This is a genomic window from Sphingobacterium psychroaquaticum (assembly GCF_004421025.1).
Classification (GTDB): Bacteria; Bacteroidota; Bacteroidia; order Sphingobacteriales; family Sphingobacteriaceae; genus Sphingobacterium; species Sphingobacterium psychroaquaticum.
The window spans coordinates 4,055,909-4,069,310 of record NZ_CP038029.1 but is presented as its reverse complement, the minus strand read 5'-3'; the positions used below and the strand labels follow the sequence as shown (position 1 = coordinate 4,069,310).

The window sequence follows — 13,402 nt, the reverse complement described above, 5'->3', positions numbered from 1 at the left end:
GGATTTAAATGAAGTGTTTGATTTTATTTAAATCCAGATGATTTCAACCTAAAATGGCTGAAATCATTAGACCGTAATATGAAATTAGTTTCGTGCAAATGAATATGTTTACAATACGCGATATACAAAAGACCACCGTCAAACCGAGATTCCGACAGTGGCTAACATCACTGGCTTTCCTGGGTAGCATGCTGCTCGGCTTAGCCGTGCAGGGGCAAGGAACGGGTTCTCCTGCTACACTGGGGCAGGGAGTGCTGTTTCATGAAACGTTTGGTACAGGTACCGTACGGTATAAATCACCGTATACTGTGACCGGTGCAAACAGTTTTAATTTTGCACATCCGGATGCTCCCAATGTGGGCAATCAGAGTTACTCCGAAGCAAAAGCGATCGAGAATAATTTCTATGCCGTCGTTGCACCTCGTGCGATTAATTCCAGTGTAGCACCAGATTACAATGGTCCTTCATGGGGTCAGATTTGGGGTAAACTGCTGGATATGAACGACGCTACAGGTGGTACGAATGGAGCCGCGATGATTGTAAATGCAGGAACGACGGCGAACTCTTTTTATAAAAGAGGGGTGAGCCTAAAATCTGGAAGGTATTACAAAGTTTCATATAGGATACATGTTCAAAATGGACCTGTAAATGTAAAGACAGTAATCTATGCGAAAGGTAAAAATACACCGCTAGCTTCTATCGCTGCAGATAAACCAAATGGTACTGCCAAAGGGACGTGGGAGTTGGTGGAAAATCAATTTTTCTTGCTTCCTGACGGGTGTTCCGCTACGGAGTTTGAGGTCTCTTTAGAGAATAATAAGTTAGAACCTGCAGGGAACGACTTTGCTGTAGATGAAATTATTCTCACTGAATTGGGCGTAGGTACTGTGCCTCCAACGTATGAAACTATTGCTTGTCGGGCGAGCGAACCAGTTGCTTCCAATGATAATGGTGTCGGTACTGTTACTAATGGACGTATTCAAGCGGTTACTTTATCGGTTTTGAACAATGATAAATTGGGCGATAATAGTGCGGCGACATCAAGTAATGTGACGATTACAGTTGATGTTCCAGCAAATGGTATAAAGAATCAATGGGCGAACGAGATAACTGTAGCAGGTGAAGGCGTTTGGACATGGAATACTAATTCGGTTACATTTACCCCTGCTAATGGTTTTAATGGGAATCCTTCGCCGATAACATATACGATTAAAGAGAATAGCAGTGGTGCTATTTCAAATCACGCAACAGTGACGGTGACCTATCCGGGACTTCCAATTGTTGCGGATGATATTAAGGCGATGACTGCAGGTCAGCCTGTTAATGTAAGCATATTAGGTAATGATAAGCTAGCTAATGGAAGCGTACCATCAGCGGCAAATGTTACTGTTAAATTATATAATACGTTCGGAACAGCTGTTAACGGAAATGAAATTGTTGTTGTTGGTGAAGGTAAATGGACTTACATCGCGAGTACGGGTATTCTTACTTTTGCTCCGGCGAGTGGTTTCACAGGAAACCCTACACCAATTTCATACGAGATTGTAGAAGGAAATGTCTCTTCAAATAAAGCGAAAGTAATACTAACTACAGGAGGTGAAGAGTGTTCTCCAACGGGAGCAACAAGTGTTGACCTGACAACGTTAATTACTTCGACAATCCCTAATGGTGTTGAGGTGGTGTGGTATAGTTCGCCAGACCGCGCTCCGGGAACAAAGGTTGGCGATCCAAAGAATGTAACTGTAAGTGGTACATATTGGGCTTTCTTCCGTGATATTGCAAATGATTGTTATAATACGGATGTTTCTGATGCGAAAGTTGATGTAACTATTTTACCGATGTGTCCACCAGAAATAAAACTGGAGAAACACGGTACATACGTTGATACCGATGGAAATGGTAAAGTTAACGTTGGTGATAAGATTACGTATGTATTTACGGTTAGAAATACAGGTAAAGTAAAATTAACTAATGTTACGGTTACTGACCCTAGGGTTACTGTTACAGGTGGACCTTTGGCAGAATTACTCCCGGGAGCTGTAGATAATACGACATTTAAAGCGACATATACAATTACACAAACGGATATTAATAATCGTGGTGTGTATAACCTTGCGACTGTTACTGGTACAGATCCAAAAGGAGATCCAGTTACGGAGACATCGACAGATCCTAATCCATTGGACCCTAACGATCCGAACCACCCAGGCGTTGACCCAGGTTGTCCTACCTGTACGATCACGGTATTGCCAAAAGATCCATCGATGAGCTTGGAGAAAGATGGTACATACGTTGATGCGAACGGAGACAGCAAAGTAAACGTTGGAGATAAGATTACCTACACGTTCAAAGTAACGAACACGGGTAACGTTACCTTGACCAATGTTACGATCACGGATGACAACGCTACTGTTGTCGGCGGTCCTATCGCTACGTTGGCCCCAGGTGCAGTTGACGGCAGTACGTTCACTGCGGAATACACCTTGACACAAGCGGATATCGATAAGGGCGGAGTTTACAACTTGGCTACAGCTACGGGCACAGACCCAGACGGCAGTCCTGTTACGGAGACCTCTACGGATCCGACACCTGTTGACCCTAACGATCCTAACCACCCAGGCGTTGACCCAGGTTGTCCTACCTGTACGATCACGGTATTGCCAAAAGATCCATCGATGAGCTTGGAGAAAGATGGTACATACGTTGATGCGAACGGAGACAGCAAAGTAAACGCTGGAGATAAGATTACCTACACGTTCAAAGTAACGAACACGGGTAACGTTACCTTGACCAATGTTACGATCACGGATGACAACGCTACCGTTGTCGGCGGTCCTATCGCTACGTTGGCCCCAGGTGCAGTTGACGGCAGTACGTTCACTGCAGAATACACCTTGACACAAGCGGATATCGATAAGGGCGGAGTTTACAACTTGGCTACAGCTACGGGCACAGACCCAGACGGCAGTCCTGTTACGGAGACCTCTACGGATCCGACACCTGTTGACCCTAACGATCCGAACCACCCAGGCGTTGACCCAGGTTGTCCTACCTGTACGATCACGGTATTGCCAAAAGATCCATCGATGAGCTTGGAGAAAGATGGTACATACGTTGATGCGAACGGAGACAGCAAAGTAAACGTTGGAGATAAGATTACCTACACGTTCAAAGTAACGAACACGGGTAACGTTACCTTGACCAATGTTACGATCACGGATGACAACGCTACTGTTGTCGGCGGTCCTATCGCTACGTTGGCCCCAGGTGCAGTTGACGGCAGTACGTTCACTGCAGAATACACCTTGACACAAGCGGATATCGATAAGGGCGGCGTTTACAACTTGGCTACAGCTACGGGCACAGACCCAGACGGCAGCCCTGTTACGGAGACATCGACAGATCCTAATCCATTGGATCCTAACGATCCGAAGCACCCAGGCGTTGACCCAGGTTGTCCTACCTGTACGATCACGGTATTGCCAAAAGATCCATCGATGAGCTTGGAGAAAGATGGTACATACGTTGATGCGAACGGAGACAGCAAAGTAAACGTTGGAGATAAGATTACCTACACGTTCAAAGTAACGAACACGGGTAACGTTACCTTGACCAATGTTACGATCACGGATGACAACGCTACTGTTGTCGGCGGTCCTATCGCTACGTTGGCCCCAGGTGCAGTTGACGGCAGTACGTTCACTGCAGAATACACCTTGACACAAGCGGATATCGATAAGGGCGGCGTTTACAACTTGGCTACAGCTACGGGCACAGACCCAGACGGCAGCCCTGTTACGGAGACATCGACAGATCCTAATCCATTGGATCCTAACGATCCGAAGCACCCAGGCGTTGACCCAGGTTGTCCTACCTGTACGATCACGGTATTGCCAAAAGATCCATCGATGAGCTTGGAGAAAGATGGTACATACGTTGATGCGAACGGAGACAGCAAAGTAAACGTTGGAGATAAGATTACCTACACGTTCAAAGTAACGAACACGGGTAACGTTACCTTGACCAATGTTACGATCACGGATGACAACGCTACTGTTGTCGGCGGTCCTATCGCTACGTTGGCGCCAGGCGCAGTAGACGGCAGTACGTTCACTGCGGAATACACCTTGACACAAGCGGATATCGATAAGGGCGGAGTTTACAACTTGGCTACAGCTACGGGCACAGACCCAGACGGCAGTCCTGTTACGGAGACCTCTACGGATCCGACACCTGTTGACCCTAACGATCCTAACCACCCAGGCGTTGACCCAGGTTGTCCTACCTGTACGATCACGGTATTGCCAAAAGATCCATCGATGAGCTTGGAGAAAGATGGTACATACGTTGATGCGAACGGAGACAGCAAAGTAAACGCTGGAGATAAGATTACCTACACGTTCAAAGTAACGAACACGGGTAACGTTACCTTGACCAATGTTACGATCACGGATGACAACGCTACCGTTGTCGGCGGTCCTATCGCTACGTTGGCCCCAGGTGCAGTTGACGGCAGTACGTTCACTGCAGAATACACCTTGACACAAGCGGATATCGATAAGGGCGGAGTTTACAACTTGGCTACAGCTACGGGCACAGACCCAGACGGCAGTCCTGTTACGGAGACCTCTACGGATCCGACACCTGTTGACCCTAACGATCCTAACCACCCGGGCGTTGACCCAGGTTGTCCTACCTGTACGATCACGGTATTGCCAAAAGATCCATCGATGAGCTTGGAGAAAGATGGTACATACGTTGATGCGAACGGAGACAGCAAAGTAAACGTTGGAGATAAGATTACCTACACGTTCAAAGTAACGAACACGGGTAACGTTACCTTGACCAATGTTACGATCACGGATGACAACGCTACTGTTGTCGGCGGTCCTATCGCTACGTTGGCCCCAGGTGCAGTTGACGGCAGTACGTTCACTGCAGAATACACCTTGACACAAGCGGATATCGATAAGGGCGGAGTTTACAACTTGGCTACAGCTACGGGCACAGACCCAGACGGCAGCCCTGTTACGGAGACATCGACAGATCCTAATCCATTGGATCCTAACGATCCGAAGCACCCAGGCGTTGACCCAGGTTGTCCTACCTGTACGATCACGGTATTGCCAAAAGATCCATCGATGAGCTTGGAGAAAGATGGTACATACGTTGATGCGAACGGAGACAGCAAAGTAAACGTTGGAGATAAGATTACCTACACGTTCAAAGTAACGAACACGGGTAACGTTACCTTGACCAATGTTACGATCACGGATGACAACGCTACTGTTGTCGGCGGTCCTATCGCTACGTTGGCCCCAGGTGCAGTTGACGGCAGTACGTTCACTGCAGAATACACCTTGACACAAGCGGATATCGATAAGGGCGGCGTTTACAACTTGGCTACAGCTACGGGCACAGACCCAGACGGCAGCCCTGTTACGGAGACATCGACAGATCCTAATCCATTGGATCCTAACGATCCGAAGCACCCAGGCGTTGACCCAGGTTGTCCTACCTGTACGATCACGGTATTGCCAAAAGATCCATCGATGAGCTTGGAGAAAGATGGTACATACGTTGATGCGAACGGAGACAGCAAAGTAAACGTTGGAGATAAGATTACCTACACGTTCAAAGTAACGAACACGGGTAACGTTACCTTGACCAATGTTACGATCACGGATGACAACGCTACTGTTGTCGGCGGTCCTATCGCTACGTTGGCCCCAGGCGCAGTAGACGGCAGTACGTTCACTGCGGAATACACCTTGACGCAAGCGGATATCGATAAGGGCGGAGTTTACAACTTGGCTACAGCTACGGGCACAGACCCAGACGGCAGTCCTGTTACGGAGACCTCTACGGATCCGACACCTGTTGACCCTAACGATCCTAACCACCCAGGCGTTGACCCAGGTTGTCCTACCTGTACGATCACGGTATTGCCAAAAGATCCATCGATGAGCTTGGAGAAAGATGGTACATACGTTGATGCGAACGGAGACAGCAAAGTAAACGCTGGAGATAAGATTACCTACACGTTCAAAGTAACGAACACGGGTAACGTTACCTTGACCAATGTTACGATCACGGATGACAACGCTACTGTTGTCGGCGGTCCTATCGCTACGTTGGCGCCAGGTGCAGTTGACGGCAGTACGTTCACTGCAGAATACACCTTGACACAAGCGGATATCGATAAGGGCGGAGTTTACAACTTGGCTACAGCTACGGGCACAGACCCAGACGGCAGCCCTGTTACAGAGACCTCTACGGATCCGACACCTGTTGACCCTAACGATCCTAACCACCCGGGTGTTGACCCAGGTTGTCCTACCTGTACGATCACGGTATTGCCAAAAGATCCATCTATGAGCTTGGAGAAAGACGGTACATACGTTGATGCGAACGGAGACAGCAAAGTAAACGCTGGCGATAAGATTATCTACACGTTCAAAGTAACGAACACGGGTAACGTTACCTTGACCAATGTTACGATCACGGATGACAACGCTACTGTTGTCGGCGGTCCGATCGCTACGTTGGCCCCAGGTGCAGTTGACGGCAGTACGTTCACTGCGGAATACACCTTGACGCAAGCGGATATCGATAAGGGCGGCGTTTACAACTTGGCTACAGCTACGGGCACAGACCCAGACGGCAGCCCTGTTACGGAGACCTCTACGGATCCGACACCTGTTGACCCTAACGATCCAAACCACCCGGGCGTTGACCCAGGTTGTCCTACCTGTACGATCACGGTATTACCAAAAGATCCATCGATGAGCTTGGAGAAAGACGGTACATACGTTGATGCGAACGGAGACAGCAAAGTAAACGCTGGAGATAAGATTACCTACACGTTCAAAGTAACGAACACGGGTAACGTTACCTTGACCAATGTTACGATCACGGATGACAACGCTACTGTTGTCGGCGGTCCGATCGCTACGTTGGCCCCAGGTGCAGTTGACGGTAGTACGTTCACTGCGGAATACACCTTGACACAAGCGGATATCGATAAGGGCGGAGTTTACAACTTGGCTACAGCTACGGGCACAGACCCTGACGGCAGCCCTGTTACGGAGACATCGACAGACCCTAACCCGATCGATCCTCGTGATCCGAACCACCCAGGTGTTGACCCAGGTTGTCCGAACTGTACGATTACTCCATTGCCACAAAATGGTGAAATGAAGATTGTTAAAACATCTTCAACGAGCGCATCGTATAAACTAGGAGACATCATAGACTACACTATTGTAGTGACAAATACAGGTAATGTAACCCTACATAATATTGTGGTTACAGACAACAACGCTGATGTAACGAATGTAGGCACAGTATGGCGTTTAGCTGTAGGAGCAGATACCACATTACTGGCGAAACACACGGTAACGCAGGCTGACCTAGATAGAGGTTACGTTGCGAACATTGCGCATGGTATTGGTAAAACACCTACAAATAAAGATGTAGAGGATGATTCGGAAAGTGGAAACCCTATTGATCCGAACGGTCCAACAGATCCTGGATGTGCGACATGTACAATTACACCATTGCCATGGACACCAATCAAAGCGACGGATGATACACCTCCAAGCATCAATGGTAAGGACGGTGGTACAACTCCATCTGTATTAGAAAACGATGAGTTAGATAATGCAAAAGTTGATCCATCGGAAATCACATTGACACCAGGTAAGGTTGTTGATAAAGATGACAAACCGGTTACGGGTATTACGATGGATCCTACTACGGGTGTTATCACGGTAGATCCTGAGACACCAGCAGGGGAGTACACATATGAGTACACGATCTGTGAGGTCTTGAACCCAAGCAACTGTTCGACAGCTACGGTAACGATTAACGTTACTGCACCAGCGATCAAAGCAGTGGATGATAATTTCGGTCCTATCAACGGTAAAGACGGATCTACAAATGTAGGTAACGTATTGACTGGAGCAGGCGAAGATAGCTACAACGGTAAACCAGCAGACTTGAAAGATGTTGAGATCAACAAGATCAAGCCAGCTACACCAAACACAGGTGCTGTTAATAACAACGTACCGGTGTTAGATCCGACTACAGGTATCGTAAGTGTTCCACCGATGACCCCGGCAGGAACGTACGAAATCGAGTACACGATCGAAGATAAATTGAACCCGGGCAACGATGCTACAGCTACAGTAACGGTAGTGGTAGAACCGGCACCGATCAAGGCAGATGATGATACACCTCCAAGCATTAACGGTAAAGATGGTGGTACAACACCTTCTGTACTAGATAATGATGAGTTGAACGGTAAACCAGTTGACCCATCGGAGATTACTTTGACACCAGGTAAGGTTGTTGATAAAGATGATAAACCGGTTACGGGTATCACGATGGATCCTACTACAGGTGTTATCACGGTAGATCCAGAGACACCAGCAGGGGAGTACACGTATGAGTACACGATCTGTGAGGTGTTGAACCCAAGCAACTGTTCGACGGCTACGGTAACGATCACCGTTACTGCACCAGCGATCAAAGCAGTGGATGATAACTTCGGTCCGATCAACGGTAAAGACGGTTCTACGAATGTAGGTAACGTATTGACTGGAGCGGGCGAAGATAGCTACAACGGTAAACCAGCCGACTTGAAAGATGTTGAGATCAACAATATCAAGCCAGCTACACCAAACACAGGTGCTGTTAACAACAATGTACCAGTGTTAGATCCGACTACAGGTATCGTAAGTGTTCCACCGATGACACCGGCAGGTACGTACGAGATTGAGTACACGATCGAAGATAAGTTGAACCCAGGTAACAGTTCTACAGCTAAAGTAAAAGTTGTAGTAGACCCAGCGCCAATCTTGGCTACGGATGACAACCCAGGTTTGTTCAATGGTAAAGATGGCGGTAAAACACCATCTGTATTTGACAATGATAAATTGAACGGTAAGGATATAGATCCGAAGGATGTTACTTTAACTCCAGGTAAGGTTGTTGATAAGGATGGTTACCCTGCAAAAGGTATCACCATGAATCCAGACGGTACAATTACCATCAGTCCAGAGACGCCAGCAGGCGAGTATGTTCATACGTACACGATCTGTGAGGTCTTGAATCCAAACAACTGTTCTACGGCTAACGTGAAGATCGTTGTTGAGGCTCCTTTGATTGAAGCAAAAGATGATAAGTCTGCGCCGATCAATGGTAAAGATGGCGGCACGATTCCATCTGTGCTGGAGAATGATTTACTGAACGGTAAAGTAGTTAACCCGAAAGATGTCACATTGACGCCAGGAACGGCAACAGGCCCTAATGGTCAACCGGCGAAAGGTATTGTGATGAATCCTGATGGAACGATTACAGTTAGTCCAGAGACACCTGCAGGAACGTATATTTATCCATATACGATCTGTGAGAAAGTGAATCCGAACAACTGTTCAAGCGCGGTCGCTACAATCACTGTAGTACCTGCGCCTATCGTAGCAGAAGATGATAGATTCGCACCGATTAATGGAGCAAATGGTGGTACTACGAAACCTGTATTCGAGAATGATAAGTTGAATAACAAGGTGGTGAAACCTAATGAAGTCAAATTAACTTGGGTTGATAATGCACCTGCCGGCTTAACATTGAATGCCGATGGAACGATCACGGTAGCGCCAGGCACAGTAGCCGGTACACACCAAGTTAAGTACCGTATCTGTGAAGTGTTGAATCCGAACAACTGTGATGATGCTGTAGCAACTATTGTTGTTGCACCAGCACCTATAAACGCAGCGGACGACACGTACAAAGTAGAGTGGAGCCGTGATGTAATTGTGACCGAGTCGGTATTAGTAAATGATAAGTTTAACGATGCACCGATTGACTTGAGTAAAGTGACGTTGACGCCAGGTGTTGCGAGCAACCCAGGATTGAAAATGAATCCTGACGGTACGATTAGTATCGCACCAAGCACAAGACCAGGAACGTATACCTATGCGTACACAATCTGTGAGGTATTGAATCCGAACAATTGTAGTACAGCGGTAGCAACCATTACGATAGAAGCGTCAGCGCTATTTATTCCAAATGTGTTCACACCGAATGGCGACGGTACAAACGATACGTTTGAGATTGTTGGTCTAGAAGGATTTGATCGTGTATGTGTTGTAATTGTGAATCGTTGGGGTAATGAAGTTTACCGTAGCGAGAACTATGATAACACATGGACAGGTAGAGGTTTGAATGAAGGTACATACTACTACATCATCACACCATACAAAAACGGTAAATCTGAAGTAATTAAAGGTTGGGTGTTAATTAAAACCCGATAACATAGGAAACCTCATGAAGTACGTGCTTCATGAGGTTCTTTCTACGAATAGGTATAAAGTTTTTTCAAAAATGATGAATAGAAGATTCAAATATTTTGCTTTGGGATGCATGCTTTTGGCAGGTGTAAAATCTTATGCACAACAAAGTATCCAGTTCACGCAGTATATATTTAACTCCATTTCTGTAAACCCTGCTTATACAGGTTATAAAGAAGAGTGGTTTGGACAGATGGGCCTTCGGAGCCAATGGACAGGATGGGACGGTGCGCCGAAAACAGGTTCAATTTCCATTGATGGCGTGGTAGACCCGATTAACAAACGCCATGGCGTGGGTTTACAGGTTACATCGGACGGTTTAGGTGCCCAATCTGCAACTTCGATGTATGCTAATTATGCACTTCGTTTGCAGCTTGATGATGAGGATACGCAACGTCTATCGTTGGGGGTTGCTGCAGGGGTTACGCAATATGGTTTAGATGGAAGAAAACTTCAAGCTGTGGAAACGGGCGATGTGGTTATTCCGAACGGAAAAATCAGCTCTTGGAAACCAGACGTTCGTTTAGGGGTGTATTATTATAATCCGGTTTTTTACGCAGGTTTGGCGGTACAAGATTTATTCGCAAATTCGTCTAGTAATGATGAATTCCGTTTCAACTCGAATTCCTTAGAAAGTTTACACCGTAATGTAAGTGCTTATTTTATCGGAGGTGCTTTAATCGGCTTGGAAGAAGGATTACTATTGAGACCAAGTATCTTGATTAAGGATGATTTCAAAGGTCCGACTTCGGTGGATGTAAATGCGATGCTTATTTTCAATGATAAATTCTGGATTGGTGGAGGATATCGTACACGTGCAAAAGTTTTCAATAGAGAATATTACAGTGCATCGCCATTGAAATTGTCTGCGACAAATGCAATAACAGCGATTACACAGTTTTACGCCACAGATAGATTACGGATCGGTTATTCTTATGATGTAATGTTGAACAGAATGAGTGGTTTACAAAATGGAACGCATGAGATTACCTTGGGGATTACATTTGGTCAATCATTGCGTACCATGTTAAGTCCGCGTTACTTCTAATTTTTAATCTTTTCACAGGAGAGTACTATGAACATGAGAAAAATATTATTGGGTTTGTTGTTATCAGGAGCGCTATTTAATGGTGTTCACGCACAAGAACAACCTAGCCTTCGGAAGCGAGCAGATGATTTGTTTAACCGCTTGGAATTTTCTAAAGCGCTGCCGATTTATGAGCGTTTAGCGAATGCTAAAAAAGTGAAAGTCGGTGACTTTGAAAAGATTGGTCAAGGTTATTTGTACTTGAAACAATATGAGTTAGCTGAAAACTGGTATGCGCGTGCGGTCCAAACAGAAGGACACAGCAAAGATGCATTATTGGGTTATGCGGAAGCTTTGAAACAGAACGGTAAATATGCGGAAGCAAAAGTACAGTTCCAAAATTATAGCGCGCGATTTGGTTCTTCTGAAAAGATTCAAATTGAGCTTGCTGGTTGTGATTCTGCAACGGTGTGGATGGCCAATCCACTTAATTATAAGCTGAAGAATGAAAAGGGGATCAATACAGATCTATCTGAGTTTTCAGCAGTTCCAGCTTCAAACGGTGTGCTATATGCAGCAGAACCTAAAGTGGGTGGATCGGGCAGAAGTGCAATGACGGGGCAAGGGTATCTGAAAGTTTTTGCGGCGAGTCGCAACGATGCTAATTTAGAAATGCCTACGATTATGGCGGGTAGTTTTAATGGTGCTGCTTATCACGTTGGTCCTATTCTTCCGAATAGAAATGAAGATGCTCTTTATGTGACACGTACTTATCCGGGCAAAGATGCTGAAAAGTTTAAGGCTGAAGGGGTACGCTTTAAAAAGCAAAACCTAGAGCTTAAGATATATAAAAAGAACGGTAACGATTGGTCGGAAGAGGATTTTGCATACAATAATGTAAAGGAATACTCTTTAGGTCATGCGGCGCTGAGCGACGATGAGAAAACATTGTATTTTGCATCGGATATGCCGGGAGGTCTGGGTGGTGTTGATATTTGGTTTAGTACGCTTCAGGCGGATGGTAGCTGGGGTAAGCCTGTAAACGCTGGACGTGAAATCAATTCAGCGGGTGATGAGATGTTTCCTACGGTGTTAGGGAACAAACTATTCTACTCGAGTAATGGTTTTCCAGGGATGGGCGGATTGGATCTTTTTGTAGCGGAAGGTAGTAATGGGAATTTCAAAGGACGTAAGAATTTGCAATACCCATTGAACTCTGCATCGGATGATTTCTCTTATGTCGTGGCTGCTACTGATGCAGGAAGTAATGTATATGGATATGTATCTTCGAATAGAATTGGTGGTGTAGGAAGTGATGATATTTACTCGTTTAATTACACGAAGCCTAAAATCAAAATTATCTTAAATGGCTTTACATATGATAAGAAAACAGGGGCAATCCTAGAGGATTCTCGTGTAAGTTTATTAGGTGTAAGCGGCGATATCATCGCGCGTAAATTGAGCGATGGAAAAGGAAACTTTGTGTTTGAGCTTGATGCAGGTACAGCGTACCGTGTGAATGCAGAACACACTGGTTATATGAGTGACTCCACTAGAGTGGCAGCGGTATATCCGCAGCGTGATACGGTTATTAATGTGGCCCTATATCTGCAACCTATGTATAAGGCGGGTGATAAGATTGTGTTGGAAAACATCTACTATGATTTTGATAAGCATAATATCCGTAAAGATGCCGCAGATATCCTCGACCACTTAGTGCGTGTGATGCGTGATAATCCAACCATGAAGGTGGAACTGTCTAGCCATACGGATAGTAGAGGTAGCGATAGCTATAATATGCGTTTATCACAAAACAGAGCAACTTCTGCTGTAGAATATGTGATTAGTCGCGGTATTTCGAGAGATCGTATTATAGCGAAAGGTTATGGTGAAACAAGGCTTGTGAATAAATGCAGCAATGGTGTTAGTTGTACGCCTGCTGAACATCAAGCTAATCGCCGTACTGAGGTGGAAGTCTTAGAGTTTTAATTGAAAACAAAAAAAGCCGAGCATTAGCTCGGCT

The 13,402-nt window shown here is 45.8% G+C and carries 3 protein-coding genes; all 3 read left to right on the top strand.

What is annotated here, in order from left to right:
• Window positions 1–98: 98 nt before the first annotated feature.
• The 3 genes from E2P86_RS16760 to E2P86_RS16750 all read left to right on the top strand — a co-directional run bounded on the left by E2P86_RS16760 (window position 99) and on the right by E2P86_RS16750 (window position 13,368).
• The gene (locus E2P86_RS16760) at window positions 99–10,316 is read left to right on the top strand and encodes a DUF7507 domain-containing protein (protein ID WP_134433815.1); all 10,218 of its coding nucleotides are present in this window, start codon (window positions 99–101) and stop codon (window positions 10,314–10,316) included.
• Between the two features lie 70 nt (window positions 10,317–10,386).
• Window positions 10,387–11,400, top strand: a complete 1,014-nt coding sequence (locus E2P86_RS16755) for a PorP/SprF family type IX secretion system membrane protein (RefSeq protein WP_085473378.1) — start codon at window positions 10,387–10,389, stop codon at window positions 11,398–11,400.
• A 33-nt stretch (window positions 11,401–11,433) separates the two neighbouring features.
• On the top strand, window positions 11,434–13,368 hold the full coding sequence (locus E2P86_RS16750; protein WP_134433814.1) for an OmpA family protein: 1,935 nt from the start codon (window positions 11,434–11,436) through the stop codon (window positions 13,366–13,368).
• Window positions 13,369–13,402: the final 34 nt, after the last annotated feature.